Genomic DNA, 26,382 nt, shown 5'->3' on the forward strand with positions numbered 1-26,382 from the left:
CTTGCGTCATTGAGAGGCGGGGAGGGCCGGCCTAACCTGCGGCGATCGCCAATGGAACGCGGAGCTACGGATGAACGCCATCGATGCCTGGGCCCAGCCCGCCAACGGCCGTCTGCGCCAGACCATGCCCGAGGTCGCGCGATTGTTCGAGAAGTCCGGCAGCGGCCATCTGCTCGACCAGGCGCTGAGCCCGGATCAGACCGTGGCGCACATGGACGAGGCCGGCGTCGACAGGCTGATGCTGGCCGCCTGGTGCCGGCCCGAGGGCTGGGTATTCAGCAACGACGACATTGCCGCCTACACCCGCGCCTACCCGCAGCGCTTCGTCGGCGTGGCCACGGTGGACCTGAGCAAGCCGCTGGCCGCCGTGCGCGAGCTGGAGCGGGCGGTGCTGGAGCTGGGCTGCAAGGCTCTGCGCATTGTGCCCTGGCTGTGGAAGCTGCCGCCCAACCATCGCCTGTACTACCCGCTGTACGTGAAGTGCATCGAGCTGGACATCCCGTTCTGCACCCAGGTCGGCCACACCGGCCCGCTGATGCCCTCCGAGACCGGCCGCCCGGTGCCTTACCTGGACGAGGTGGCGCTGGACTTCCCCGAGCTGCGCATCGTCGCCGGGCATATCGGCCATCCCTGGACCGACGAGATGATCGGCGTGGCCTGGAAACACGACAACGTCTATATCGATACCTCGGCCTACCTGCCGCGCTACTACCCACAGCAGCTGCTGCAATTCATGCAGAGCTACGGGGCGGACAAGGTGCTGTTCGGCAGCAACTTCCCGCAGCTGTCGCTGAGCCGCTGCATGGCTCAGGTCAAGGAGCTGGGGCTGAGCGCGGATGTCGAAGCCAAGTTCCTGCATGACAACGCGCGGCGCGTATTCAAGCTGTAAGAGTCGCTCCCAGAACAATAAAAAAGAGAGCCCCGCATGACCGAACAACTGCCGCTGCAACGCTTCCAGCACTGGGTTGAGCAGTGCCCCGACAAGGTCTGGCTGCGCCAGCCGGTGGCCGGGGCCTGGCACGACTTCACCTGGCGCCAGGTCGACGATCAGGCCCGGCGCCTGGCCGCCGGCCTGCTCGCCCTGGGCTGCGCGCCCGGCGACCGGGTGGCGATCCTGGCGAAGAACTGCGCCGAATGGTTCATCAGCGACCTGGCGATCATGCTGGCCGGGCTGGTCAGCGTGCCGCTGTATCCGCTGCAGACCGCCGAGAGCATCGCCTATGTGCTGGAGCACGCCGACTGCAAGGCGATCATCCTCGGCAAGCTGGACGAGCCGGAGAAGCTGGAGGCCGGCATCGGCCCGCAGGTGCAGCGCATCGCCATGTCGTACCCGACCCTGCGCGCCGAGTACCAGTGGCACGAGCTGCAGGCCTATCCGCCGCTGCAGACCACCCACAGCCAGCGCGGCGATGAGCTGCTGAGCATCCTCTACACCTCCGGCACCACCGGCCAGCCCAAGGGCGCCATGCTTTCGGCGCGGGCCATGGCCTTTGCCGCTGCCAACACCAGCCTGGAGATGAAGCTGTCCGAGCACGACCAGTTCTTCTCCTACCTGCCGCTGTCGCACGCCGCCGAGCGCTTCCTGGTGCAGATGAACAGCCTGTACAGCGGTGCGTCCGTGGCCTTCGTCGAGTCCCTGGACACCTTCGCCGCCGACCTGCGGCATATCCGTCCGACCGTGTTCTTCTCCGTGCCGCGGCTGTGGACGCGCTTCCAGCTGGGCGTGCTGGAGCGCATGCCGGAGAAACGCCTGGCTCTGCTGCTGCGCCTGCCCTTTATCGGTGGCCTGGTGGCGCGCAAGATCCGCCGTGGCCTGGGCCTCGACCGTGCAAGGGTGCTGGTGTCCGGCGCGGCGTCGATCTCACGTGGCCTGCTCGACTGGTACCGCGCGCTGGGCCTCACCATCTGCGAGGGCTACGGCATGACCGAGAACTTTGCCTACGGCAGCTTCAACCGCCCCGGTCAGGTGCGCTTCGGCACGGTCGGTCGGCCGATGCCGGGCAACGAACTACGCATCGCCGAGAACGGCGAGGTGCTGTTCCGCAGCCCGACCCTGATGCTCGGCTACTACCGTGAGCCGCAGCTGAGCCTGAGCGCCCTCGACGGCGGCTGGCTGCACACCGGCGACAAGGGCGAGGTGGACGAGGCCGGCTACCTGCGCATCACCGGGCGGGTGAAGGACATCTTCAAGACCAGCAAGGGCAAGTACGTGGCGCCGGCGCCCATCGAAGGCGAGATCGCCAAGAACACCTGGGTCGAGCAGGTCTGCCTGATGGGCAGCAACCTCGACCAGCCGCTGGCGCTGATCGAACTGTCGCCGGCTGCCCGCGCCCAGCCGCGCGAAAAAGTGGCCGCCGATCTGCAGGCCACCCTGCACAGCCTTAACGCCACCCTGCAGCCCCACGAACGCCTGAGCCACCTGCTGCTGGTGCAGGACAGCTGGACCGTGGACAACGGCTGCATGACCCCGACCATGAAAATCCGCCGCAATGTGCTGGAAGCCAGGTACACCGACCTGGTCGCCCGCCTGCCGGCCGAATCCTCTCTGCACTGGGAAAGCTGAACATGAAAGGCCCGCTGTCTTCGCTGAAAGTCCTCGACTTCTCCACCCTGCTGCCGGGGCCGTTCGCCTCGCTGCTGCTGGCCGATATGGGCGCCGAGGTGCTGCGCATCGAGTCGCCCAGCCGGGTGGACCTGGTGCGGGTGCTGCCGCCACACGTGGACGGGGTATCCACCAGCCATGCCTACCTCAACCGCAACAAGCGCTGCCTGGCCCTGGACCTGAAGAGGCCCGAGGCGCTGGAGGTGGTGCGCCGCCTGGTGGCCGAGTACGACATCGTGCTGGAGCAGTTCCGCCCCGGGGTGATGGACAAGCTCGGCCTCGGCTACGAGGCGCTCAAAACGATCAATCCGCGGCTGATCTACGTCTCGATCACCGGCTACGGCCAGACCGGGCCGTACAAGGACCGCGCCGGCCACGACCTCAACTACCTGGCCCTGAGCGGCCTCTCCAGCTACACCGGCCGCCGCGACAGCGGTCCGCTGCCGCTCGGCGTGCAGGTGGCGGACATCGCCGGCGGCTCGCTGCACGGAGTGATCGGCCTGCTCGCCGCGGTGATCGCCCGGCAGAGCACGGGGCAGGGCCAGCACGTGGACATCAGCATGACTGACTGCGCCTTCAGCCTGCACGCCATGGCTGGTGCCGGCTACCTGGCCGGCAGCGTCGAGCCGGATATGCAGAACCAGGTGCTCAACGGCGGCAGCTTCTACGACTACTACCGCACCCGCGATGGCCGCTGGCTGTCGGTGGGCAGCCTGGAGCCGCAGTTCATGCAGCAGTTCTGTGCTGCTCTTGGGCGTCCGGAGTTGGCGGCGATGGGCCTGTCGCCCAGGGACCAGGAGAAGCTCAAGGGCGAGATCGCCGCGGAGGTGGAGAAGCACGACCTGGCCGAGTGGCAACGGCGCTTCGCCGAGGTGGATGCCTGCGTCGAACCGGTACTGAAACTCTCCGAGGCGGTCGAGCACCCGCAGCTCAGGGCCCGTGGCGTGGTCACCGAAGTGCCACGCGAGGGCAAGGCCGCGCAACGGCAGATCGCCTGCCCGATCCGCTTCTCCGCGGGGCTGCAGCCGCCACGCCATATCGGCGCGCCAGTGGGGGCGCATAACGACGAGGTACTGCGCGAGCTGGGCTATGACGAGGAGGGGATTGCCGCACTTAGGGCGAGCAAGGCGCTCGGCTAGGAGTCTCTCCCAGGAAGGCCGCGTACGCGGTCATGCGCCGCCAACCCGCGGCGGTTTGACCGGCAACGAGGTGAAGGGCTTGATCTCCTTGAGCACGAACATGCTCTGCATCTCCTTGATGCCGGGTAGCTGGCGAACGACCGTCATCGCAAATTCGGCGAACGAGTCCAGGTCCCGCGCCACCACCTGCAGCAGAAAGTCGGCGTCACCGCCGATGCTGTAACAGGCGACGACATCCTCCAGGCCCATGACTTCCTCCTCGAACTTCTGCGCCTCGGTCCTGCTGTGGCGATCGATGCTGACGCGGATGAACACCATGACCCCCAGCCCGATCTTGCGTCGGTCCAGTACGGCCCGGTAGCCCTGGATATAACGGTGTTCCTCCAGCTGCCGGACCCTGCGCCAACACGGCGACGCCGACATGCCGATGTGGTCGGCCAGGGTCTGGTTGGCCATGCGGCCATCCTGCTGAAGGGCGGAGAGGATGCGGGCATCCGTAAGCGTCAAGGTGTAATCGGTCATGGATTTCTCTTGTTGGCTTGTCTGGGGAAGAATCTACCCTTTTTGCCCGTTATTGGCCGCAAGTAGAAAAGTTTTTCCTGGGAAGCGGGGTTAGAGTTTTCCCGTTCTCTCGGCACCATCCAGCCGCTGGCACGGCGGGTCTCGCTTCATCCGGCGAGCCGTCCGGTGCCGGCCTAGGGCCATCAGGAGAGAACGCTGCGCGGCCCGCGGTCCGCGCCGTCGACCATCGCTCCGAGGACTCCAGCTTGCTCGATCTGACCCAACTCATGACTTACTCGGTGTCGCTGCTGATCGCGGCGATCGTGCCTGGCCCCGGCATGGCGGCTCTCGTGGCCCGCAGTGTGGCCGGCGGGGCTGTTTCGGGCAGCTGCCTGCTGCTCGGGTTGATCCTGGGCGATCTGATCTATCTGTCGTTCGCCGTCTTCGGCCTGGCGCTGATCGCCGAACATTTCGACCCGCTGTTCCAACTGGTGCGCTGGGGAGCCGCACTGTATCTCGGCTATCTGGCCTGGCGCTTCTGGTTCGCCGACCACCAGCAGATAGTCGTGGGCCGCCCCGCGCAGAAGCGCGAACTGCTGTCTGCGGCCGTGTCGGGACTGACCATTACCCTGGGTAATCCGAAGACCATCGCCTTCTATCTCGCGCTGGTGCCCTTGGCGATCGACTTGCAGAGCGTCTCTCTCGGCAGCTGGGGGCTGGTGCTGGTGCCGCTTACGGTGGTGGTGCTGGTGGCTGTCGGCGCGGTGTTCATCGGCGCGGCGGTGCGTATCCGTTACCTGCTGTCGAGTGCCAGGGCCCAGCAGTACCTGTTCCGTGGGGCTGCCACGGTGATGCTGGGCGCAGCCCTGTCCATGCTGGTGCGCTGAGCCGGCCTCGGTCGCCCGCCTGCCGTCCGGGCTGCGGCTATTCGACCCGCTGCTCGCCGCTGAATACCAGGGTCGCCCGGCAACGGCGGCAGAAGTAGCGGCGGCCCTTGCGCACCAGGCCGTGGCGCTGGCTGGAGAAGGGGAACTCGCCGTCCGGGCACTGGCACAGGTAAAGGTAGCGGGTGACCTTGCGCCGGCCCACGTCGTAGTTATGGCAGCGCTCCGGCGGCAGCTCGTAGACGCCGCGCATGATCAGCTGCCATTCCTCGCCATGGGGCTGGATGCGCGGGCCGAACAGCTGGTGGGCCACCAGGTGCGCCACTTCATGGGCCACCGTTTGCTTGAGGAAGTGCTCGCGGTTTTCCGCGTACAGCTTGGGGTTGAAGCGCAGCAGGTTCTCCTGCAGGTGCGCCACGCCGGCCTTCTGCCCGCGCAGCTTGAAGCTGATTTCGGGGCGAGTGAACGGGCGCTTGAAGAAGTCTTCGGCCTGCTGGTAGCAGGATTCAACGCGGGCATAGAGCGATTCGGGCATGCGGCAATTATGCCGCATCACCCGGCGTGGCCAAACCAACCGCTGGTCGAGTCAGTCGTTGCTGTGTTGCTGCTCCTGCACGCTCGGCCTTTCCTCGCGGGTCGGGTAGCCCTGTTCCGGCGTGGTGCGCTCGTACACCGGGTGCATGTAGAAGTGCCAGTGCAGGATGGCCGAGACCAGCAGCGTCACCACCGACAGCACCGCCACCGCCCACACCGAGCCGGCGTAGACGATGCCCTGCTGCTGGCGGATGCGCATGAAGGTGGGCAGGCCGACGAACAGCAGGAAGGTCGAGTAGGCGCAGGCCAACGCCAGGACGATCACCGCCAGCCAGCGGCTGGGGTAGACCGCCGCCAGACCGGCGAGGAAGAACGGCGTGGCGGTGTAGGCGGCGAAGCCGATGCACTGGTTCAGCGAGGGGCGGGTGTCGAAGGTTCGTGACATCCAGCGGATGAAGCCGCCCATGATCAGCGTGCCGATCAATGCGGTGAAATAGACGTTGAGCGACAGCAGCAGGGCGCTGCGTTCGTCCAGGAATACCCGCTCGTCCTCGGCCAGGCTCCAGCCGATCTCGGTGGTGCCGATGTACAGGCTCACGGCGGGAATCAGGGCGAGCAGCAGCAGATGGCCGAGGTAGTGGGCGGAATGCTGTTCCTCTTCCTGCCGGATCTCATGCCAGGCGGCGTCCGGGTGGGTGAACAGGTTCAGGAAGTGCGGAGTCATGGGCGACGTTCCTCTGCGGGCCGGCTTATTGCCTTAGAGCCCACCCGGTGCCGTCGGGGTTCAACTTTCTTGTCCTGCAGCCTTGCGGCAAAACAAAAGGCCGCCCGTGGGCGGCCTCGTCATTCGGCGTCGATCAGTTGGTGTAGACAGGGCCCACGCCGAAGCCCCAGAGGATCACCGAGCAGGCGATCATCGCCACCAGCACCACCAGGCCCACGGCCAGCACCGAGCTGGAGAACATGAAGCCTTCGTCCTGGGGAATACCCATGAACGTCGGGATGCCCGCATACAGCAGGTACACCGTGTAGCAGACCGCCACCGTGCCGATCAGCATGCCCAGCCACAGGCTCGGGTACAGCGCGGCGACGCCACCGATGAACAACGGAGTCGCGGTGTAGGCGGCGAACACGATGCACTGGGTGAGGGTGGGGTTGGAGTCGTAGGTGCGCGCCATCCAGTGGATGAAGGCGCCCATCACGGCAACGCCGGCGAGCATCGCCAGGTAGGACATGAAGGTCATCTGCATCGCGCTGTTCGCGGTGAGCTTGACCGCCTCGCCGTCGCCGATGCGCCAACCGACTTCGGTGGTACCGAAGAAGGCGCAGAGCGCGGGTATGGCAGCGAGAATCAGGACGTGGGTCAGGTACATGTGGCTGATGGATTCCTCCTCGCCACGGATTTCCTGCCACTCTTGGTCGGGATGGGTGAAGAGCCCCCAAACATGGTGGATCATGCAGACACCTCCTCTTGTTATTGTTCGATCGCCCCGGAGCGTAGCGCCCGGCGCGCGTGCTCAGCGTCGCCGGGTGCCGGCCGAATCACTGCGACCGTATGCCGCAGTATAGGAGAAGGCCGCAGCCCGCATGAACCGTGGCTTTAGAGCGAATCGCTCTCTGAGAGTCAGCCGTAATAGCGCTGCAGTATTTCCATCGCCAGGTTGATCGACTGCAGACGGCTGGTGCTGCCGCCGCGATCGGGGTGGTGGATGCTCACCAGTTGCCGGTAGCGCTGTTTGATAGTGGCGAGATTGAGCGGCTGGTCGCCATTCAGCTCGAACAGCTCCAGGGCCGCGCGCTTCTCGTCGCCGCCCTGCATGCGCGTCCAGAAACTGGAGAGCAGCTTCTCCACGTCGTCCTCGGTGGTGTCGCGCAAATGTTGCAGATTGAGATAGTAGTCACGCAGCGGGTCGTGTTCGGCCAGCGCGGCGGGCCCCGGACGCCAGGGTTGCAGTTGCACGCACAGCGGGCTGATCTCCAGGTGTGCGCTCTGCGCCTGCCACAGGCGATCACGGAGCAGGTAGAGGGCGTTGAACAGCAGGAAGTGGGTGCGGTACAGCACCAGCTTGTCGGCCAGGCCGAGGTTGGGGATGTGCGTGGAGTGCCGGGCCTTGAGCTGCTGGATCAGGTGGAACTCGCTGATGCCGGCGGGCGCTTCGCGGAGCAGGGCGTGCAGCTGGTCGGGCAGGTCGAGGGCGGGATCGAGGTCGTTCATCCGATCAGCCTAACACGGGCTGCCTAGCGCCGGCTTTGTGCGTAAAATGGCCAGCTTTTCGCCTTCACCCGGATTCCCCAGCACCATGTCCAGCAGCCTTTCGGTCAACCAGAACAAACTGCAGAAACGCCTGCGCCGCCTGGCCGGCGAAGCCATTGCCGACTTCAACATGATCGAGGATGGCGACAAGGTGATGGTCTGCCTGTCCGGCGGCAAGGACAGCTACACCATGCTCGACATCCTGCTGTACCTGCAGAAGGTGGCGCCGATCAAGTTCGAGATCGTCGCGGTGAACATGGACCAGAAGCAGCCCGGCTTCCCCGAGCACGTGCTGCCGGCCTACCTGGAATCCATCGGCGTGCCGTACCACATCATCGAGAAGGACACCTACTCGGTGGTCAAGGAGAAGATCCCCGAGGGCAAGACCACCTGCTCGCTGTGCTCGCGCCTGCGTCGCGGCACCCTGTACACCTACGCCGACGAGATTGGTGCGACCAAGATGGCCCTCGGTCACCACCGCGATGACATCCTGGAAACCTTCTTCCTCAACATGTTCTACGGCGGCACGCTGAAGGCCATGCCGCCCAAGCTGCTGTCCGACGACGGCCGCAACGTGGTGATCCGCCCGCTGGCCTACTGCAACGAGAAGGACATCGAGGCCTACTCGGTGATGAAGGAGTTCCCGATCATCCCGTGCAACCTGTGCGGCTCCCAGGAAAACCTGCAGCGCCAGGTGGTCAAGGAAATGCTGGTGGAGTGGGAGCGCAAGAGCCCGGGCCGCACCGAGATCATGTTCCGCGCCCTGCAGAACGTGGTGCCCTCGCAGCTGGCCGACCGCAATCTGTTCGACTTCCAGAGCCTGAAGATCGACGACAGCGCCACACCACGCTTCCTCGACGTGATGAACCTGTGATTCTCCGACCGGCCGCTTAGAGTGGCCGGTTTCGTTTGCGGATGAGTTTTTTGGTAGGGCGGGTGAAACCCGCGTAATCGCACCGCGCGGGTTTCACCCGCCCTACATGCCTTGCAAGATCATGCGCGCATGATCAGCTCGGGCACCGTGCGCTCCTCGACGAAACGCTCCTGCACCAGGCGCTTCACCTCGGCCGCATCGCGGATGCGGTACCACTCGCCACTCGGGTAGACGCTCAGGGTCGGTCCCTGGTCGCAGGGGAACTGGCACTGGGTGCGGGTGATATGCACGCCATCCTCGGTCTCCAGGCGGCCGACCGCCTTCAGCTCTTCGCGCAACAGCTTCCACAGGGGCAGGGCGCCACGCCGGGTGCAGCGCGGGCCGTTGCACAGCAGCACGCGATAGCGGTGCGGCGGGATGCACGACCAGGAGTGGGATTCCGGTAGCTGCGGAACGTCCACGCAGCCCAGGTGTTTGTCCGGCTGCTGGATCAGTGCGGCCAGCGCTGTTACGTCCTCGGCATTGCCGGTGCAGACGAACAGTTGATCGGCGCGTTCGCCGGCCAGGGCTTGCAACTCGCCACGCAGCCAGTCCAGCTGCGGGCTGCCGCCCAGCGGGTCGAGATCGACGACCAGTAGCGGCAGCTCTGCGCCGCTCAGGCACTCGCGCACCCGCGCCCAGAGTTCGTCGTAGCCGGCGTTGGTATCGAACAGATCGTCCAGCACGGCGGCGCCGAACTGCTCGGTGAGCTGGCGGCGGGTCAGCTCGGCGAAGCTGCCATGGTCGAGGTCGGGGCCGGCGAACAGCACGCGGGCGTAGGTTTCAGTTTTCATCGGGTTTCTCGGAGCAGCGGCTGCAGTGCCTGCCACAGGATTTCGGGGTCGGCGAAGGCGCGCTCCACCTCGGGCAATTCGGGGCGTGCCAATAGCAATACCGGCAGGCCTAGTTCGCGGGCGACCCGCAGCTTGGCCTCGGTGGCATTGCCGCCGCTGTTCTTGCTCACCAGCACATCGAAGCCCTCGGCGGCGAACAGCGCGCGTTCATCGTCGAGGGTGAACGGGCCGCGCGCGGCGATGCAGCGCGCGCGTGGGTGTTCGGGCTGGGCATCGAGCAGGCGCAGGGTCCAGTGCTGATGGGCGGGAATCCCGTCGAGATGCGCCAGCGGCTCGCGACCTAGGGTGAAGAAGGGCTTGCCGAAGGGCGCCAGCGCCTGGATCAGCGCGGCCCAGTCGGTGACCTCGCGCCAGTCGTCGCCAGGTTGCGGCTGCCAGCCGGGACGACGCAGCGCCCAGCAGGGCACGCCGGCCAGGCGCGCGGCGGTGGCGGCATTGGCGCTGATCTGCGCTGCATAAGGATGGGTGACGTCCAGCAGCAGGTCGAAGCCTTCGGTGCGAATAAACTCGGCCAGGCCCTCGGCGCCGCCAAAGCCGCCCACACGAACCTTACAGCTCAGATCGTCCGGCACCTTGCCCAGCCCGGCCAGGCTGTACAGATGCTCGGGGCCCAGGCGACGGGCCAGACGCAGCGCGTCGCCGACGCCGCCGAGCAGCAGCACGCGGGTCACGGCTTGTGCACGTGCAGCAGGGTGATCGGCAGGGCGCTGCGCCAGGTGTCGAAGTCGCCCAACGGCTGGGCCTGGGCGATGGCGATGCGGGTCAGCTCGCCGCCGTGCTGTGCGCGGAAGGCCACCAGCATGGCCTCGCTCTGCAGGGTCACGGCATTGGCGATCAACCGGCCGCCGGGCTTGAGCGCCTGCCAGCACAGCTCCAGCACGCCGGGCACGGTGACGCCACCACCGATAAAGATGGCATCGGGGAATTCCAGGCCGGCCAGTGCCTCCGGCGCCTCGCCGGCAACCAGCTGCAGCTGCGGCACGCCGAGCCCATCGCGGTTATGCGCGATCAGCTGCTGGCGACCCTCGTTGGCCTCGATGGCGATGGCGCGGCAGCTCGGGTGGCTGCGCAGCCACTCGATGCCGATCGAACCGCAGCCGGCGCCGACATCCCACAGCAGCTCGCCGGGGCGCGGCGCCAGGCGGGCCACGGTGATGGCGCGCACGTCGCGCTTGGTCAGCTGGCCGTCGTGGCGGTAGGCGTCGTCGGGCAGGCCGATGGTCAGTGGTAGCGCTTGCACGCCGGCATCGGCGCGACACTCGACGGCCAGCAGATTCAGCGTGGCGACCTGGTCGATATTCCAGTCGGCGGCCAGGCCATCGATGCGCCGCTCCAGCGGACCTCCCAGATGTTCCAGCACGCTCAGGCGGCTGGCGCCGAAACCGCGTTCGCGCAGCAGGGTGGCAATAGCGCTCGGGCTGCTGCCGTCGTTGCACAGGATCAGCAGGCGCTGGCCGTCATGCAAATGGCGGGCGACGGCGGGCAGCGGGCGTGCCACCACCGACAGCAGGGTCACGTCCTGCAGCGGCCAGCCCAGGCGCGCGGCGGCCAGGGAATAGGAGGAGGGCGCCGGCAGCACCAGCATCTCGCCCTGATCCAGCTGACGCGCCAGGCTGGCGCCGACGCCGTAGAGCATGGGGTCGCCGCTGGCCAGCACGCAGGTCGGTGTGCCGCGCCGTTGCAGCACCGACTCCAGGCTGAAGGGGCTAGGCCAGGCTTCGCGCGGGACGCGGATGCACGGTGGCAGCAGGTCGAGCTGGCGCGGCGCACCGACGATGCACTTGGCCGCCAGCAGCGCGCGGCGCGCCGCCTTGCCCAGGCCGGCATAACCGTCTTCGCCTATGCCCAATACCGTCAGCCAGGCCGTCATCTGTGTCTCCTCGATGCCTTGCGGGGCGACGCGCGGGCTTGGCCCGGTGCCGCGAAAAGCGGGCATAATAGCGCCTTCGTCGGTGCCCGGCCCCTCCAGGGGAGCCAGCGGGCCTAAGAGGGAACACGGTACAAGCCGTGGCTGCCCCCGCAACTGTAAGCAGCGAGTCGCTTCACACACACGCCACTGAGCAATCGGGAAGGCCGTGCAGCGATGAGGACCTGTCAGCCAGGAGACCTGCCGACGACGCAGTCGCGAGTGCCAACATCGGGCGGGGTGTACCGATGCCAAGAAATCCCTGTGCGGATTTCACTGGTTCGGTCGCCGCGTCGTTCGTTGTCGGTGACCGCTTGAAGCACGATCCATCCGCCTCCGTCGCAGCCATCCCCAGGCCCTCCGCCTGCCCGGGATTGTGGCGCGTCGTGTCCGCGCTGGACGGCGGCATCTGCCGGGTCAAGCTGCCCGGCGGGTTGCTGACCAGTGCCCAGGCCCGTGCGATGGCCGAGGCGGCGCGCATGTGCGCCAGCGGCGTGCTGGAACTGACCAACCGCAGCAACCTGCAGATCCGCGGCGTGCGCGAGGGCGAACAGAGCGCGCTGGTGGCGCACCTGCTCGCCGCCGGCCTCGGCCCGCGGCAGGCCGCTGCCGACGATGTACGCAACCTGCTGCTCAGCCCCGCCGCCGGTCGTGATCCGGCCGCCCATCTGGACACCCGCCCGCTGGCCGATCGGCTGCTGGCTTTGCTTCAAGACACGCCCGAGTTCCACGCCCTCTCCGCCAAGTTCGCCCTGCAGCTGGACGGCGGCGAGGCCCTGGCCATGCTCGACCACCCGCACGATATCTGGCTCAGCGCCTTGTCCGGCGGCACGCAGCTGGCCTTCGGCCTGGCCGGTACGCCGCGCGACCAGGCCTTGGCCAGCATCCAGCTGGAGCAGGCAGAGCCTCTGGTAAAGACTGCGCTGCAGCTGTTCCTCGAACTGGCCGGCGAGCACAGCCGCATGCGCCAGCTGCTGGCCGAACTGCCGCGGGCGGACTTCCTCACTCGCCTGCGGGCGCGCCTGCCCTTTGCCCTGGGCGCATCGCCGGTTGCGCCGCAGAGGAGTGAGTTGGATGGCGCGGCGCTGGGCGCCCATGCCCAGGCGCAACCCGGGCTGGTCATGTGGCTGGCCGGCGCACCCTTGGGCCGCCTTGAGGCCACCCAGCTGTGGGCCCTGGCCGATCTGGCCGAGACCGAAGGCAGCGGCGAGCTGCGCCTCACGCCCTGGCAGGGCGTGCTGCTGCCGGATATTCCAGCTACTCGCCAGGCTGCTGTGGCCGAAGTCTTGACCGATATCGGCCTGCTGCTGGATACCCGCGCACCGCTGGCGCGCCTGCTCGCCTGCAGCGGCAGCGCCGGCTGTGCCAAGGCGGCGGCGGACACCAAGGTCGATGCCCTGCGTCTGGCCGAGCGCCTTGGCCTAAATGGGCCGGCCCAGATGCACCTGAGCGGCTGCCCGCGCAGCTGCGCGGCCGCGCATATCGCACCCTACACGCTGCTGGCCCAGCCCGGCGGCCGTTACGACCTCTATCGCCGCGAGCAGGGCCAGGCCGGGTTCGGCCGCCTGCTGGCGACGTCCCTCGATATCGACCAAGCCGGCGAGCGCCTCGCCGCAGGAAACTCCGAATGATCGATTACATCCGCGATGGTCAGGAGATCTATCGCCAGTCCTTCGCCACCATCCGCGCCGAGGCTGATTTGCGTGGCATCCCGGCCGACCTGGAAAAGCTCGCCGTACGCCTGATCCACGCCTGCGGCATGGTCGACGTGGTGCAGGACCTGCGCTTCTCGTCCGGTGCCGGCGCTGCCGGCCGCGCCGCCCTGGCCAAGGGTGCGCCGATCCTCTGCGACGCGCGCATGGTGGCCGAGGGCATCACCCGCGCGCGCCTGCCGGCCAACAACCCGGTGATCTGCACCCTCAATGAAGCGGATGTGCCGCAGCTGGCCCGCGAGCTGGGCAACACCCGTTCGGCGGCCGCCCTGGAACACTGGCGCGAACACCTGGAAGGCAGCGTGGTAGTGATCGGCAATGCGCCGACTGCGCTGTTCTACCTGCTGGAGATGCTCGACGCCGGCGCACCGAAGCCGGCGCTGATCCTCGGCATGCCGGTGGGCTTTATCGGCGCTGCAGAATCCAAGGACATGCTCGCCGCCGACAGCCGCGGCGTGCCCTACGTGATCGTGCGCGGCCGTCGCGGCGGCAGCGCCATGGCCGCCGCTGCGGTCAACGCCCTGGCCACGGAGGTGGAGTGATGCGCAAGGGACGTCTGCTTGGCCTCGGCGTCGGCCCCGGCGATCCGGAGCTGATCACCCTCAAAGCCCTGCGCCTGCTGCAGTCCGCCCCGGTGGTGGGCTACTTCGTGGCCAAGGCCAAGGCTAGCAAGGGCCAGGGCGGCAACGCCTTCGGCATCATCGAGGCCCATCTCACCGATGCGCAGCGCCGCCTGCCGCTGGTCTACCCGGTGACCACCGAGAAACTGGAGCCGCCGCTGACCTACGAGGATGTGATCGCCGACTTCTATGACACCTGCGCCGCGCAGATCGCCGCCGAGCTGGATGCCGGCCGCGACGTGGCGGTGATCTGCGAGGGCGACCCGTTCTTCTACGGCTCTTACATGTACCTGCACGACCGCCTCGCCGAGCAGTACGAGGCCGAAGTGGTGCCCGGCGTGTGCTCCATGCTTGGCTGTGCCTCGGTGCTGGGCACACCGCTGGTCTATCGCAACCAGAGCTTGAGCGTGCTCTCCGGCGTGCTGCCGGAAGAGGAGCTGGAACAGCGCCTGCGCAACGCCGAGGCTGCCGTGGTGATGAAGCTCGGACGCAACTTCGACAAGGTGCGCCGCGTGCTGCAACGCCTCGGCCTGGCCGAACGCGCCCACTACGTGGAGCGCGCGACCATGGACAACCAGCACATAGTGCCGCTGGACCAGGTCGACCCGCTGGCCTCGCCGTACTTCTCAATGATCCTGGTGCCGGGGGAGAAGTGGCGTGGCTGAAGACACTCGCGATTCGCGTAGCTCGGATGCAATCCGGGAAAACGCGCCGCCCCGGATTGCATCCGAGCTACAGGCTCCTGCCATCGTTATTCTCGGCCCCTCGGCGCTGGCCACCGCGCGCCGCGTGCAGCAGCACTATCCGCAGGCGCGCATCCACGGCCTGGCCGGGCGAGTGGAGGAGGTCGACGAGAGCTACCGCGAATTCGCCGAACACCTGCGTGGCCTGTACCGCGCGGGCACACCGATCATCGCCTTGTGCGCCGCCGGCATCGTCATCCGCAGCCTGGCTTCGGCCTTGGTGGAGAAGGGCATGGAGCCGCCGGTACTGGCCCTGGCCGAAGACGGCAGCGCCGTGGTGCCGCTGCTCGGCGGCCTGGCTGGCGTCAATCGCCTGGCCCGCGAGCTGGGCGAGTGGCTGGCGGTGGCGCCGGCCATCACCACCAGTGGCGAGCTGCGCTTCGGCACCTGCCTGCTCGACCCGCCAGCCGGCTATGCCCTGGCCGACCTGCAGCAGGGCAAGCGTCTGGTCAGCGATCTGCTCGGCGGTGCGCGCCTGCGTGTCGAGGGTGAGGCGCCCTGGCTGGAGCAGGCCAACCTGCCTCTGCATGCCGAGGGCGAGCGCTGCCTGCGTATCGATGTGGCCGCCGCCAGCGGCGACGATGCGCTGCTGATCCATCCACGCCGGGTGCTGGCGCGTTGCGCCGAGCCGTCCGCCGAGCTGGCTGCCCATCTGCGCGCCGCGATGGCCGAGGCCGGTCTGGCCGAGGCGGCGCTGGCTGCACTGCTGGTCGAGGGCGAAGGACGTTCGTTGCCGTTCGCCGAGCAGGCCGCCGCCGAGCTGAAGGTACCTCTGCGTTTTATCGAGTCGAGCACGGCGCTGCCCTCTGCCTGCTATGAAAAAGCGGGGCTGAGTCTGCATCTGGCCGATAGTCCGCAAGCCGCTGCTGCCATCGGCCGCACGCGCGGTCGCCTCAGCGTGGTCGGCATCGGCCCCGGTTGTGCCGAGCTGCTGGCCCCGGCCGTGCGCCGTGCGCTGGACGAGGCCGAAGACGTGCTCGGCTACGAGACCTACGTGACCATGGCCGGCCCCTATCGCGCCGACCAGTGCCTGCATGCCAGCGACAATCGCGAGGAGCTGCAGCGCGCCGCCCACGCCTTCGAGCTGGCCGCACAGGGCCGAAGCGTGGTGATGGTGTCCTCCGGTGATCCGGGCGTGTTCGCCATGGCCGCCGCGGTGATGGAAGCGCTGGAAGCCTCCAGCGATGCGCGCTGGCAGGGCGTCGAGCTGGAAGTGCTGCCCGGTATTTCCGCCGCCTTGGCCACCGCGGCCCGCGCCGGCGCGCCGCTGGGCCACGACTTCTGCCTGATCTCCCTGTCCGACAACCTCAAGCCCTGGGCGGTGATCGAGAAGCGCCTGCAGCATGCTGCCGCCGCTGACCTGGCCATGGCCTTCTACAACCCGATCTCCAAGGCGCGTCCCTGGCAACTCGGCCGCGCCCTTGACCTGCTGCGCCAGCACCGTGAACCGCAGACCCTGGTGGTGCTCGGCCGCGACATCGGCCGCCCGGCCGAGGCCCTGCGCGTGCTCACCCTCGGCGAGCTGACCCCGGAGCTGGTGGACATGCGCACTCTGGTGATCATCGGCTCCAGCCAGACCCGCCGCTTCCCGCGTCAGGGCGGCGGCGAGTGGGTGTATACGCCGCGGTGGTATCCGCAGGTTTGAGCAATCACTCAACAGAAAATGACTGTTCTCGTTATTTTCTGTTGAGTCTTGGGGTTTTCAGTTCTACGCCGCTTCGCTGTCCAGCGATCCGCAGGTAAAGGCCGACTTCCGCAAGGAAATGCAGCGCTTTCTGCCGCCCCGGATAGTGGCCGAGACGGTGAACAACGAGCGATTCTGGGACTACCTGGTGAGCGAGATACCGGCGTTGATGCGGCGAGCCAAAGGGCACCTCGAGGGCAATGTGTAGGAGGGCGAAGCGTTCCGCATGTGATGGGGCCGGCTACGCTCTTCGGAGTCCAGCAGAGGAGTCGCCCGCCATGCCGCGCCAGCCCGCCCACCAGGTACCCAACCAGTTCGTCGAGAGCAATGGCCGTCGCCTGGCCTATCGGGTGATCGGCGAGGGCACGCCGCTGCTGCTGTGCGTGCGCTTTCGCGGCACCATGGATTCCTGGGACCCGCTGTTCCTCGATGCGCTCGCCGAGCAGGGCTTCAGGGTGTACGTCTTCGACTACAGCGGCCTGGGCCTTTCCGGCGGCGAACCCAGTTACGACCCGGCGCGCCTGGCCCGCGACACTCTCGACCTGATCGCCGCCCTCGGCCTGCAACGCTTGGTGCTAGGCGGCTGGTCACTCGGTGGTATCGCCGCGCAGCTGGTGTTCCTGCAGGCGCCGCAGTTGCTCAGTCATCTGCTGCTGTTCGGCACCACGCCGCCTGGCGAGCTGGTGCGCATGGGCGAGCCGCTGTTCTACGAGCTGGCGCGGCGGGAAAACGACTTCGAGGACTTCGTCCACCTGTTCTTCGAGCCGCTGTCCCAGGACAGCCGCGCGGCGGCAACCCAGTCGGCCGCGCGCATCGCTTCGCGTACCTCGGGCCAGTGCCCGCCGGTGCCCCACGAGTGGGCCGGCCAGCAGCTGGGCGACGGGCCGCGCAACCCGATCATCCCGGTGCCGCCGCTGCTCGACGCGCTCAAGCGCACGGGCATTCCCGTGCTGCACATCGGCGGCAGCCACGACATCGTCTTCCCGGTGGAGAACTGGCACGCCCTTAGCGGCGCGCTGCCGACCCTGCAGCTGCTGACCCTGCCGAGCTCCGGCCACGGCCCGCATCTGCAGTACCCGCTGGCCTGCGCCAGGCATATAGCCGCGTTCGTCGAGTGAGAGTTCCTAGGCCTTGAGCGCCTCGCCGATGGCGTAGAAATGCCCGCCGGCCACATGGTGCAGGCTGCGCCAGGCCGGGCCGGCCTCCTCGAAGTGCCAGCGGCCGTCGCGGAACACGCGGTCGTCGGCCCAGGCACCGACCACTTCGCCAATGAACAGGTCGTAGGCGTTCTGGTTGTGCGGCTCGGCGATCAGCTCGCAGGCCATCCAGGCCGAGCAGCCTTGCACGAAGGGCAGGTCATGGCCGGGCATGTCGAACAGCTCGACGCCGGCCTTGGCCAGCTTGTCCGGATCGTCCTTGAGGCTGTTGTTGCCGACCTGGTTGGTCAGCTGCAGCTGGGCGGCGGTGGGTACCTGGATGACGAAGCGGCCGCTGCATTCGATCAGTTCGCGGGTGCGGGTGGCCTTGTCGAGAACCACGGTGAGCTTGGGTGGGGAGAAGTCGAGGACGCAGGCCCAGGCGGCGGCCATGACGTTGTCGACGCCGTCGTGGCGGGCTGACACTAGAACCGTAGGGCCGTGGTTTAGGAGGCGATAGGCCTTGGCGAGGTCTACCTGCTTTTGGTGGGAGTTCATGGGGGTTCTTCCAGACTGCGAGAGTGGGGTTGATGCTCGCTTGTAGGGCTGGGGTTCGGCAACTGCGTTGGCTTTCGGTTTGTGCGTTGGCTGGTTGCTGCGTTGGCTGGGGCATTGATTCCGCCCTGCTGGGCGGGTCCCTTTTGGCAGTCGCCCCAAAAGGAACCAAAAGGTCTTGCCCCGCCATCCGGCCCTGCGCTTCGCTCCGGGTTCGTTCGCTCCATCATTGCTCTGAGGGTCGGCTTACAAGGGCCATCCATGGCCCTTTAAGCCTTTCGCCGCATCCATGCGGCTCACCCCTCTACACAACGATTCCGCTCACCCTCCTGAAGGGGCGGGGAGTTGTCTGGGGGATTCGGTGTTGTTTCTGTAGGGTGTTACTCGCTGTGGGGAGGTTATGGGTATGGCACTGGGGGGGAGTGGCCGGAAGATGCCGGGGGAAGCCGGAAGAGGCCGGATGATGCGGGGTTGCGGCGGGTGGCCGGTGCCAAAGGGGCGCGAGGCCGAAACGGGCCGGCCTGGGTGGTGGTTGTCTAATTTCGCAAGCGGTTTGGCACCAGGCCAGGGGAAGGCGCGCCCCTAGACCATCCAGCCCCCGGCCCAGACCACGCGGCCGATGATCTGCAGCTCAGCCAGGCGCTCCTTGGGCACCGTCATCGGTTGATATTCCTTGTTGTGGCTGATGATGAGCACCGATCCATCGAACTGGCGCTGCAGGCGCTTGGCGTACAGGTGGTCATCAAGCATCACCACGTAGACACCCTCGCCCTCAAGCGTATTGCGGCGCAGGTCGATCATGACCGTGTCGCCATCCTCCAGCAGCCCAGTCATCGAGTCGCCGTCCACGCGCAGGCACGCCAGGTCGGTGGACGTGAGCCCTTTCTTGCGCAGGCTATAGCGAGTGAAGGACAGATTGACCAGGACGCGGGACCGTTCATTCCAGGCGCCGCTACCGGCGCTGCAGCGCGCGTCGTAGAGGGGGACGTAAGCATAGATGTCTTCGTCGTCGCCGCTCTGCACTGGCGCAGCAGGGACTTTGCCCAGCAGAAGCCAATCGAGGCTCTCATTTCCCGCCTGGGCTAAGGCTACGGCCACAGCAATGCTCGGAGCGTTTGCGCCTTTGATGTACTTGTACAGCTGAGTTTCATGTATGCCTGACAGGTTAGCTAGCTCTCGCTTGCCGCCAACACGAGCTGCCAGCGCTTCAATGCGAGTTCCGATTGAATCAGGGCTGAACGGAACCGCCGGCTCGCCAGGTTCCGTTTGTTCCGATTGAGTGTAACTACCTGATTTCATTGGGCTATAGCTGCTCTGCTTTGCTCGAATAGCGAAAAGTTCATTCGGAACTAGCTTTTTTGCTTGATCCGATAAAGCTGGTTAGCTATGTTTATCCGTAACAGGCCGTTAAACAGCCTAAAAAAACCACCCGCCAAGATGGTTGTTACTGATGAACATCGCTGAAATGCCACGCGATCCAGCCCAGCGCTGGGAGTGGATCAAATACCAACTGCGTATCCACGGCTGCGCACCGGCCGAGCTGGCTCGCCAGCTCGCCGTCACCGACCGGGCCATCCGGGCGGTGAAGCAGGCTCCCTATCCGCGCATCGAACGCGCCATCGCTGAACGTCTCGGCGTCGAGCCGATCGAGCTGTGGCCAGAGCGCTGGAATCCGGATGGCACCCCCCATCGGCAACGGCCGAATCGCGCCGAGTCCTTCCCGCGCAATGGGTCCAAGGATAGCCGTTACGTTCCTGTTTCGCACCGTAAAACCGGCACGGAGGCCTAGACATGCGTCACGGAAAAGACCACCTGACTCTTGACCTGTTCTTCACCATTCCCCAACCCACGCATGCAACCCCTGGCCAGGGTAATTACTCCGCCCAGGTCAGCGAGATCGTCAGCGACATGCTCAAGGGCTGCGGCCTGGATCGGCCCGAGGTGGCTGCCCGTATGTCGCGCCTGTCTGGAGACGATATCTCCACGGCGATGCTCAACGCCTGGTCGAGCCAGGCCCGTACCGACCACAACCTTCCTTTCTATAGGGCCGCGCTGATCGAGGAGGTGTGCACCAGCCACCTGCTTACAGATTGGCTGGTGGGGGTGCGGGGTGGTCACGTGGCCTATGGCCGCGACGCTCTGAACGCGGAACTGGGCCGCCTGGAGCGCCAGCGCGACGAGGCAGCCCGTCAAGCTCGCGAGCTGAAGCGCCTGCTGGGTGGCAAGCATGCGTAACTGGTACACCGCCCAGGAGTTGGCCGGACTTGCAGGGATGCCAGGTACTGAGCGCGGAGTAAAGAAAGCTGCTGAGCGCCTTGGTTGGGAGGGGCAGCGGCGCCTCGGTAGTAGTCGGGCGATCGAATACAGCTTTGCCGTCCTGCCTCCCGAGACCCAGGCCGCGTTGCTGGCCGCCTCGGTGAATGTCGAAGAGGCGGAAGTCGCCACGGCATCGGTGCCGAAAGTCATAGAGCGTGACGTAATTTCGTCGTCACGCTTGCTCGATAGTCAGCGCGATGTGATGACCGCGCGCCTGGCCTTCGTTCGCGAGATCGAGCGCATGAGCCAGGTGGTCAGCCAGCAGCGGGCGATCATGACCCTGGTCGGCCTGGCCCGTGATGGCCAGCTCAGCCCTTACCTGGCGGCTCGCGTCGAGCGCGCCAATGACCGCAAGACGGCCGACCGCTCGCTGTCCGAGCGCACCCTCAAGCGCTGGCTGGCCGACTACCGCAAGCATGGCGAAGCCGGCCTGGCGCCTGCCCGGCGCAAGGCCGACCTGAGCGTGCCGGAGTGGGCGGCAGACTTCCTGCGTTGCTACCAGCGCCCGACAAAGCCTGCCGTCGAGCGTGCCTACGCCGAGTTCTGCACCAAGTATCGGGGCAACACGCCGAGCATCCACCAGGTGCGCCGCTTCCTGGACAAGCTCAGCCCGGAGGCCCGCGAGCGTGGCCGCTACAGCGCGCAGGAACTCAAGGCCTTCCAGCCGTTCCGCCGCCGCACCACCAAGAACCTACTGCCCGGCGATGTGTACACCGCCGACGGTCACAAGTTCGACTCGGAGGTGATCAACCCGCACACCGGCAAGCCGCATCGCCCGGAGATCACCACCGTCCTGGATGTGGCGACCCGGCGCGTCCTGGGGGTGTCCATCGGCGAGGCTGAGAACGCCATCGACGTGATGTTCGCCCTGCGCGATGCCATCCAGCGCGGCGGCATGTTCGCCCTGTTCTATGTGGACAACGGCAGTGGCTTCGCCAACGAAGCGGTGCGCGAGGTGGTTGACCGCCTGGGCGGCGAGATGGTGCATGCACTGCCCTACAACAGCCAGGCGCGCGGCCTGATAGAGCGCGCGCACCAGACCATTTGGGTGGCGGCGGCCAAGAAACTGACCAGCTACATCGGCGCCGACATGGACAAGCACGCCGGCACCAAGGTGCACCGCATCAGCCGCCAGCAGCTGCGCGACCAGGGACACACCCGCCTGATTCCGACCATGGCTGAGTTCATGGCGGCCGCCGAGATCGAGATCGAGGACTACAACAACAAGCCGCACCGCGCGCTGGCCAAGATCCGCGATACCGAAACCGGCCGCATGCGCCACATGAGCCCCAACGAAGCCTGGGAAGCGGCGCGCGCTACCGGCTGGGAGCCGATGCTCGCACCGCCCGAGCTGGTCAACGACCTGATGCGGCCGCAGGTGGTGCGCCGCACCGTGCGCGGGGAGATCACCTGGGACGGCAATCGCTACTTCCTCAATGAGCTGCGCCACATCCACGGCGAAGACGTGCGCATCGCCTACGACGTGCGCGATGCCAGCCGGATCTGGGTGCGCACCATGGATGGCGAGCTGATCGGCGAGGCCCTGCTCGATGGCAACGCCAGCGACTACATGCCGCTGAACCGCATCGAGAAGGCCCGCGGCCGCCGAGCCCAAGGCCAGCTCAAGCGCGGCATCGACAAGCTGGAGACCTTGACCGGAGCACGGGTCGAGCTGGTGGCTTCTACCACCGCACCCAACGCCAACCTGGAACCGGCCCAACTGGAACAGGCCCAGCACTACGCCGAGCTGGCCATGGAGCGCCAGGCGGCCGAGTTCGAGGTGCCCGGCGATGCGATGGCCCGCTACGACCTATGGCAGCAGCTGGATGCACGCCAGAGAGCAGGCGAAACGCTGAGCCTGGACGAGGCCAGCTGGCATGCCAGCTACCCGCGCCACATCGACTTCAAATCCATTCAACGCATGTACGACTTCGCGGCCGAACAGGCCCGCGCTTGACCTGGGGAGTAACACCTATGAGCGTTTCCAAAATCGTCCCTCTCACCAACGTCGGCCTGCTGTCGGCCGCCATCGACCGCGCCCTGCAGCGCCCCATCGGCTTGCCTGGCCTGGTGGTCATGTACGGCCCGAGCGGCCTGGGCAAGTCGGTAGCTGCTGCCTACGCCGCCAACCTGCACCGCGCCTATTACGTCGAGTGCCGTGACACCTGGAGCAAGAAAGCCCTGCTGCAGGCCATCCTGCGCGAGATGGCCGTGAGCCCGGCCCGAACCCTGTCGGAGATGGTCGACCAGGTGGCCGAGCAGCTCAGCCGCAGCAACCGTCCGCTGATCGTGGACGACGTGCAGTACCTGCTGGAGAAGTCTGTCGCCAACGTCCTGACCGACCTCTACAACGCCAGCCAGGGCACCATCGTGCTGATCGGCGAGGAAGGGGTGGCAGCCAGCTTGGGCAAGCTGGAGCGCCTGCACAACCGCGTGCTGGAGTGGGTGCCGGCACAGGCTGCAAGCCTGCCCGACGTGAAGCGCCTGGCCTCCGAGTGCTACCCGAAACTGCAGCTGGCCGATGACTTGCTGTCCGATCTGGTCAACTCGGTGCGCGGCTGTCTGCGCCGCGTTGCCGTCAACCTCTATCGAGTGAACAGCGAAGCCACCGCCACCGGCCAGACGAGCATCGACCTGGCTACCTGGGGCAAGAAAGGCTGGTTTACCGGCCAGGCCCCGGCACGGAGGGCTGCCTAATGCGCTCCGGCAAGAAACCCGTTCACCTGGCCATGACCGGCGGCAAGCTGCCGCGCCAGCGCATGTGGGAGGCCATCCGCGAGCTGGCCAAGGGAGCTGGCGAGCTGAGCACCTACAACGTCTCCCGCCGCGCGGGCCAGGACGACGAGGCCGCGCGTGACTACCTGCGTGCCCTGGCTAAGGCCGGCATCGTTCGTCAGCTCAAGGCGCGTGACCGCGACGCCACCTGGGAGCTGCTGCAGGACGAGGGCGTCGAAGCCCCGCGCGTCAACAAGCGCGGCGAGCGCATGCCGCCGGATGGTGTCGAGTGCATCTGGCGGGCCCTGCGCATCGTCGGCGAGCTGAGTGCCTCCGAGGCGGCCGAGCAGGCGCATGCCGGCGGCGCCAAGATCACCGAAGACGGCGCCCGCATCTACCTGCAGGGGCTGGCCCTGGCCGGCTATGTCACCCGCGATGGTGGTACCGCAGGCAAGCCTTCGGTCTTTCGCCTGCTACCTGGTCGCAACAGTGGCCCGCTGCACCCGATCTACCAGCGCAACACCTATGCCCAGGTCTACGACCCGAACCTCGACCGCGTGGTGTGGATGAAGGGTCAGAGCACCGAGGTCGAGCGCCTGCGCGGGCTGCTGCGCGAGTGGCTGGGCATCGACGACTGGCAGGACGGGCTGATCGCCTCGGCCGACCTTGTGGCGCGTACCCGCAAGGAGGTGCAGGCATGAGTCAGGCCGCCCAAGTCGACCTGTCCGCCTGGGGCGAACAGCCGCCCCTGTTCGTCACCCTGCTGGCCCGAGAGGTCGAGCAGAGCAACCGCACCAAGGCGGGCGAGCGCATCGGCATGAGCCGCACCGCCGTCACGCTGGTACTGCAGAACCGCTACCCGTCGCCCACCACCAAGGGCGTCGAGCGGCGCGTGCTCGATGCGCTCGGGCGTATCGAGTGCGTCGCCATCGGCGAGGCAGTCACCGCCGAGCAGTGCCAAACGTACCGCGAACGCCAGGCGCCTACCCACAACCCGATGGCCATGCAGCACTGGCGTGCCTGCCAGCACTGCCCGAACAACCCCAGCTGCACCGCACAGGAGCAACGCCATGTCCGCCACTGAGCAACGCCCACTGAAAGTGCTGACCACTGACCACCGCGCCCAGGTGGCCAACTTCAACCAGGTCTGCCGTGAGCTGCAGCGCTTGGGCATCCGCCTGCACCGCATCGATCTGGTCGGCAACCGTCTGGCGATCGCCCACGAGGGCGGGCGGTTCCTGGTGCAGCAGCGCCAGGTGCTCGGCCTGACCCGCCGGCCAACGGCAGGCAGCGCTTTCTACACCGCGCAGTTCCAGGGGGTAACCCTGGAGTGGCGCGAACCCATCAGCTACGCCCGCCCCGAAGAGTGGGCCGGCATTACCAAACACTAAGTAGGAGATACCCATGTACGGAACCCCCGAAGTACAAGCTGGTTTCTGGCAGGACGCCCAAGGGCGCCTGGTGCCGGTCGGCATGGTCAAGCCGGTCGACCAGGAGCGCGACAGCTTGGTGCGCGAGCTGGTCAAAGGCGCTGTTGACCTGAACAGCAAGATGGCCCAGTTCAAGGCCAAGGCCTTCGGCGACGTGCGCGCCTTCATCGAAATGAGTTTCGAGGAGTACGGCGCCAAGGTCGGCGGCAAGAAAGGCAACGTCACCCTGCTGACCTTCGACGGCCGCTACAAGCTGCAGATTGCCGTCCAGGACTCGATCAGCTTCGACGAGCGCCTGCAGGCCGCGCGTTCCCTGATCGACGAATGCCTGGCCGAGTGGACGGAGGGCGCGCGCCCCGAGGTGGTCACCCTGGTCAATGACGCCTTCCGCACCGACACCAAGGGCGAGATCCGAACCGCCCGCGTGCTGGCTCTGCGCCGCTTGGAGATCGCCGACGAGCGCTGGCAGCGCGCGATGAAGGCCATCGGCGAAGCCTGCCTGGTCACCAGCTCCAAGGAATACCTGCGCCTCTATGAGCGCATCGGCGACAGCGACGAGTACCTGCCGATCAGCCTGGACATGGCGAGCATCCGCATGCCGGAAGAGCCGGCTGCGAAGGCTGAGGAGGTGCATTGATGGGCCTTCTGACCAAGATGCACTGGCCGACCACCACGCTTCTGGAGCTGCTCAATGACGCCGAGGAGAGCGACGAGGATCTGCTCGATGTGGCGCACCTGGAACTGAACGACGGCCGCGACTATCTGGTGGCGGTGATCACCGGCCCGAAGGCCGAGAAAGCGGCCGAGCTGCTGGAGCGCCTGCGTCCCGATAGTGAGGAGGGCTGACATGGCCAAGACCATCGCCTATTGCTTCGCCTCCGGGCATATCCAGTTCGGCTCGTCTGTGCCCGAAGGGGCCATCGGCATCGCTAGAGGCGAAGACCAACAGGTACGCGACGTGATCGAGGTCACCGCACGCCTGTCGGTGTTCGACAACGCAACGCTGTTCGTACCTGGCGTCCCTGAAGCCGCGAGCCAGCGTGAAGGCTTGGTCGCTCTGGCTCGGTACATCCAGAGCCTGGGCGAGCGTAATGGGCCCGGCTTCCGGGCAATGGGGGCCTGACATGCAACTGCATCATGACCCCAGCACCGACCCGCAGTCTGTCACTGCCCAGGATCGGGAGCGCCAGCGTATCGCCGAAGCGACTGCAGCCTTCCTGGCCGGTGGCGGCCAGATCGAGCAGGTCGGCCACCAGATGCAGGACGCCAACCCTGCGTTTGTCATCAACCCGAGAAAGACCCCGGTCTATGCGCACCTGTTCGTCCAGCCGGAGACCGAGCCTCTGCGCGCCAAGGTTCAGCCGGTGGCCACCGTTGCCCTGGCCGAGGCCGAGATCGAGGTCGAGCAGCTCCAGGACGAGCAGCCCGCACAGCACCAGGTCGTCGAGAAGGCTCGCTGCTCTGGCCTGTCCTCGGCCCAGCTCGCGGCCCGCCTGATGGTTCAGGCCAAGCTCGGCGCCTCGCCCAAGGTGGCCGCCGAGGCTGTCGGCATTCCCGAGAAACAGGCGCGCCAGCTGGCCCGCGACTTTCGTTTCACCTTCCCCCGCCAGCGCTAGGAGACCAGCACCATGGCCAAACACACCATCACCGTCAGCGATATGGACGGTGGTATCTCCATCCGAGTCGAAGGCGATGGCGCCCTGGAAAGCACAGCAGCCGGGCGTGTCGTCAAGGCGCTGACCGAAGTCGCCGGTCGCGTAGTTGCTGCGGTCAGCGCGCTCCAGGTCGGCGAATGCCCCTGCTCGAAATGCCAAGCCAGGCGCGAAGCCGAGGCTAAGGCAAACCCCACCGAATCCAAACCCACCCTGCACTAAGCGAGGAGCA

At 66.7% G+C, this 26,382-nt stretch carries 32 protein-coding genes and 1 riboswitch; of the genes, 22 read left to right on the forward strand and 10 right to left on the reverse strand.

Going from position 1 to position 26,382, the window contains the following annotated elements; translation table 11 throughout:
* Positions 1-70: 70 nt before the first annotated feature.
* The 3 genes from FFS62_RS08260 to FFS62_RS08270 are packed head-to-tail and all read left to right on the forward strand — an operon-like array spanning position 71 to position 3,741.
* Positions 71-889, forward strand: a complete 819-nt coding sequence (locus FFS62_RS08260) for an amidohydrolase family protein (RefSeq protein ID WP_137972357.1) — start codon at positions 71-73, stop codon at positions 887-889.
* Positions 890-925: 36 nt separating this feature from the next.
* On the forward strand, positions 926-2,563 hold the full coding sequence (locus tag FFS62_RS08265) for an AMP-binding protein (protein ID WP_137972358.1): 1,638 nt from the start codon (positions 926-928) through the stop codon (positions 2,561-2,563).
* A gap of 2 nt (positions 2,564-2,565) precedes the next feature.
* A complete protein-coding gene (locus FFS62_RS08270) occupies positions 2,566-3,741 on the forward strand; it encodes a CaiB/BaiF CoA-transferase family protein (RefSeq protein WP_137972359.1) in 1,176 nt (391 codons plus the stop codon).
* A gap of 30 nt (positions 3,742-3,771) precedes the next feature.
* On the opposite strand, the gene FFS62_RS08275 is transcribed toward FFS62_RS08270, so the two are convergent.
* Positions 3,772-4,263 (reverse strand): Lrp/AsnC family transcriptional regulator, encoded by a 492-nt coding sequence (locus FFS62_RS08275; protein ID WP_137972360.1) that lies wholly within the window; start codon positions 4,261-4,263, stop codon positions 3,772-3,774.
* 245 nt (positions 4,264-4,508) lie between these two features.
* Between FFS62_RS08275 and FFS62_RS08280 the strand changes: the two genes are divergently transcribed.
* Complete coding sequence (locus FFS62_RS08280) at positions 4,509-5,129, forward strand: LysE family translocator (protein ID WP_137972361.1); 621 nt, start codon at positions 4,509-4,511, stop codon at positions 5,127-5,129.
* Positions 5,130-5,166: 37 nt separating this feature from the next.
* On the opposite strand, the gene FFS62_RS08285 is transcribed toward FFS62_RS08280, so the two are convergent.
* The 4 genes from FFS62_RS08285 to FFS62_RS08300 all read right to left on the reverse strand — a co-directional run bounded on the left by FFS62_RS08285 (position 5,167) and on the right by FFS62_RS08300 (position 7,875).
* The gene (locus FFS62_RS08285) at positions 5,167-5,679 is read right to left on the reverse strand and encodes a SprT family zinc-dependent metalloprotease (protein ID WP_256662172.1); all 513 of its coding nucleotides are present in this window, start codon (positions 5,677-5,679) and stop codon (positions 5,167-5,169) included.
* A 33-nt stretch (positions 5,680-5,712) separates the two neighbouring features.
* The gene (locus tag FFS62_RS08290) at positions 5,713-6,384 is read right to left on the reverse strand and encodes a Yip1 family protein (protein WP_137972363.1); all 672 of its coding nucleotides are present in this window, start codon (positions 6,382-6,384) and stop codon (positions 5,713-5,715) included.
* 133 nt (positions 6,385-6,517) lie between these two features.
* Positions 6,518-7,117 (reverse strand): Yip1 family protein, encoded by a 600-nt coding sequence (locus tag FFS62_RS08295; protein ID WP_137972364.1) that lies wholly within the window; start codon positions 7,115-7,117, stop codon positions 6,518-6,520.
* A gap of 167 nt (positions 7,118-7,284) precedes the next feature.
* Positions 7,285-7,875, reverse strand: coding sequence for a DNA-J related domain-containing protein (locus tag FFS62_RS08300; RefSeq protein ID WP_137972365.1), 591 nt, complete (start codon positions 7,873-7,875; stop codon positions 7,285-7,287).
* Positions 7,876-7,960: 85 nt separating this feature from the next.
* Here FFS62_RS08300 and ttcA point away from each other — a divergent pair, with 85 nt between their 5' ends.
* Complete coding sequence (gene ttcA / locus FFS62_RS08305; RefSeq protein ID WP_137972366.1) at positions 7,961-8,788, forward strand: tRNA 2-thiocytidine(32) synthetase TtcA; 828 nt, start codon at positions 7,961-7,963, stop codon at positions 8,786-8,788.
* 119 nt (positions 8,789-8,907) lie between these two features.
* On the opposite strand, the gene FFS62_RS08310 is transcribed toward ttcA, so the two are convergent.
* From FFS62_RS08310 to cbiE, 3 genes are read right to left on the reverse strand one after another with little or no spacing between them, the layout of a single operon-like run.
* Positions 8,908-9,621, reverse strand: coding sequence for a ferredoxin (locus FFS62_RS08310; protein WP_137972367.1), 714 nt, complete (start codon positions 9,619-9,621; stop codon positions 8,908-8,910).
* A complete protein-coding gene (locus tag FFS62_RS08315) occupies positions 9,618-10,352 on the reverse strand; it encodes a cobalt-precorrin-6A reductase (protein WP_137972368.1) in 735 nt (244 codons plus the stop codon). Before FFS62_RS08315 ends, FFS62_RS08310 begins: the two co-directional genes overlap by 4 nt.
* A complete protein-coding gene (cbiE, locus tag FFS62_RS08320) occupies positions 10,349-11,551 on the reverse strand; it encodes a precorrin-6y C5,15-methyltransferase (decarboxylating) subunit CbiE (protein ID WP_137972369.1) in 1,203 nt (400 codons plus the stop codon). Before cbiE ends, FFS62_RS08315 begins: the two co-directional genes overlap by 4 nt.
* Before the next feature lie 63 nt (positions 11,552-11,614).
* Positions 11,615-11,811, forward strand: a riboswitch (cobalamin riboswitch).
* 90 nt (positions 11,812-11,901) lie between these two features.
* Here cbiE and cobG point away from each other — a divergent pair.
* The 5 genes from cobG (at position 11,902) to FFS62_RS08345 (ending at position 17,464) form a co-directional block, all read left to right on the forward strand.
* Positions 11,902-13,218 carry a precorrin-3B synthase gene (cobG, locus tag FFS62_RS08325; protein WP_371920111.1) on the forward strand — a complete coding sequence of 439 codons (1,317 nt, stop codon included), beginning with the start codon at positions 11,902-11,904 and terminating at the stop codon, positions 13,216-13,218.
* Complete coding sequence (locus tag FFS62_RS08330) at positions 13,215-13,841, forward strand: precorrin-8X methylmutase (RefSeq protein WP_137972371.1); 627 nt, start codon at positions 13,215-13,217, stop codon at positions 13,839-13,841. Before cobG ends, FFS62_RS08330 begins: the two co-directional genes overlap by 4 nt.
* Positions 13,841-14,584 (forward strand): precorrin-2 C(20)-methyltransferase, encoded by a 744-nt coding sequence (locus FFS62_RS08335; RefSeq protein WP_137972372.1) that lies wholly within the window; start codon positions 13,841-13,843, stop codon positions 14,582-14,584. The genes FFS62_RS08330 and FFS62_RS08335 overlap by 1 nt, the downstream gene beginning before the upstream one ends.
* A gap of 55 nt (positions 14,585-14,639) precedes the next feature.
* Positions 14,640-16,307, forward strand: coding sequence for a precorrin-3B C(17)-methyltransferase (cobJ, locus tag FFS62_RS08340; protein WP_171016332.1), 1,668 nt, complete (start codon positions 14,640-14,642; stop codon positions 16,305-16,307).
* A 317-nt stretch (positions 16,308-16,624) separates the two neighbouring features.
* Complete coding sequence (locus tag FFS62_RS08345; protein WP_137972373.1) at positions 16,625-17,464, forward strand: alpha/beta fold hydrolase; 840 nt, start codon at positions 16,625-16,627, stop codon at positions 17,462-17,464.
* Positions 17,465-17,470: 6 nt separating this feature from the next.
* On the opposite strand, the gene FFS62_RS08350 is transcribed toward FFS62_RS08345, so the two are convergent.
* Complete coding sequence (locus tag FFS62_RS08350) at positions 17,471-18,040, reverse strand: flavin reductase family protein (protein WP_137972374.1); 570 nt, start codon at positions 18,038-18,040, stop codon at positions 17,471-17,473.
* Positions 18,041-18,619: 579 nt separating this feature from the next.
* The gene (locus FFS62_RS08360; protein WP_305955892.1) at positions 18,620-19,261 is read right to left on the reverse strand and encodes a helix-turn-helix transcriptional regulator; all 642 of its coding nucleotides are present in this window, start codon (positions 19,259-19,261) and stop codon (positions 18,620-18,622) included.
* Positions 19,262-19,487: 226 nt separating this feature from the next.
* Here FFS62_RS08360 and FFS62_RS08365 point away from each other — a divergent pair, with 226 nt between their 5' ends.
* Genes FFS62_RS08365 through FFS62_RS08420 form a run of 12 tightly spaced genes read left to right on the forward strand, consistent with a single transcriptional unit; the run spans position 19,488 to position 26,372 of the window.
* Positions 19,488-19,826, forward strand: a complete 339-nt coding sequence (locus tag FFS62_RS08365) for a helix-turn-helix domain-containing protein (protein WP_137972377.1) — start codon at positions 19,488-19,490, stop codon at positions 19,824-19,826.
* Positions 19,827-19,828: 2 nt separating this feature from the next.
* Positions 19,829-20,272 (forward strand): hypothetical protein, encoded by a 444-nt coding sequence (locus FFS62_RS08370; protein WP_137972378.1) that lies wholly within the window; start codon positions 19,829-19,831, stop codon positions 20,270-20,272.
* Positions 20,265-22,310 carry a Mu transposase C-terminal domain-containing protein gene (locus FFS62_RS08375; protein WP_137972379.1) on the forward strand — a complete coding sequence of 682 codons (2,046 nt, stop codon included), beginning with the start codon at positions 20,265-20,267 and terminating at the stop codon, positions 22,308-22,310. Before FFS62_RS08370 ends, FFS62_RS08375 begins: the two co-directional genes overlap by 8 nt.
* Before the next feature lie 17 nt (positions 22,311-22,327).
* Complete coding sequence (locus FFS62_RS08380; RefSeq protein ID WP_137971894.1) at positions 22,328-23,050, forward strand: AAA family ATPase; 723 nt, start codon at positions 22,328-22,330, stop codon at positions 23,048-23,050.
* Positions 23,050-23,769, forward strand: coding sequence for a hypothetical protein (locus FFS62_RS08385; RefSeq protein WP_178084352.1), 720 nt, complete (start codon positions 23,050-23,052; stop codon positions 23,767-23,769). The genes FFS62_RS08380 and FFS62_RS08385 overlap by 1 nt, the downstream gene beginning before the upstream one ends.
* Positions 23,766-24,152, forward strand: a complete 387-nt coding sequence (locus FFS62_RS08390) for a hypothetical protein (protein WP_137972380.1) — start codon at positions 23,766-23,768, stop codon at positions 24,150-24,152. Before FFS62_RS08385 ends, FFS62_RS08390 begins: the two co-directional genes overlap by 4 nt.
* Positions 24,139-24,459: a hypothetical protein gene (locus FFS62_RS08395; protein WP_137972381.1), complete on the forward strand. Its 321-nt coding sequence runs from the start codon at positions 24,139-24,141 to the stop codon at positions 24,457-24,459. Before FFS62_RS08390 ends, FFS62_RS08395 begins: the two co-directional genes overlap by 14 nt.
* A 13-nt stretch (positions 24,460-24,472) precedes the next feature.
* Positions 24,473-25,135, forward strand: a complete 663-nt coding sequence (locus FFS62_RS08400) for a DUF3164 family protein (protein WP_137972382.1) — start codon at positions 24,473-24,475, stop codon at positions 25,133-25,135.
* Positions 25,135-25,344, forward strand: coding sequence for a hypothetical protein (locus FFS62_RS08405; protein WP_137972383.1), 210 nt, complete (start codon positions 25,135-25,137; stop codon positions 25,342-25,344). The genes FFS62_RS08400 and FFS62_RS08405 overlap by 1 nt, the downstream gene beginning before the upstream one ends.
* 1 nt (position 25,345) lies before the next feature.
* Complete coding sequence (locus tag FFS62_RS08410; protein WP_137972384.1) at positions 25,346-25,621, forward strand: host nuclease inhibitor protein; 276 nt, start codon at positions 25,346-25,348, stop codon at positions 25,619-25,621.
* A 1-nt stretch (position 25,622) separates the two neighbouring features.
* The gene (locus tag FFS62_RS08415) at positions 25,623-26,114 is read left to right on the forward strand and encodes a hypothetical protein (RefSeq protein WP_137972385.1); all 492 of its coding nucleotides are present in this window, start codon (positions 25,623-25,625) and stop codon (positions 26,112-26,114) included.
* Between the two features lie 12 nt (positions 26,115-26,126).
* Positions 26,127-26,372, forward strand: a complete 246-nt coding sequence (locus tag FFS62_RS08420; protein WP_137972386.1) for a hypothetical protein — start codon at positions 26,127-26,129, stop codon at positions 26,370-26,372.
* Positions 26,373-26,382: the final 10 nt, after the last annotated feature.

The organism is Pseudomonas sp. F(2018), from assembly GCF_005508865.1.
GTDB lineage: Bacteria > Pseudomonadota > Gammaproteobacteria > Pseudomonadales > Pseudomonadaceae > Aquipseudomonas.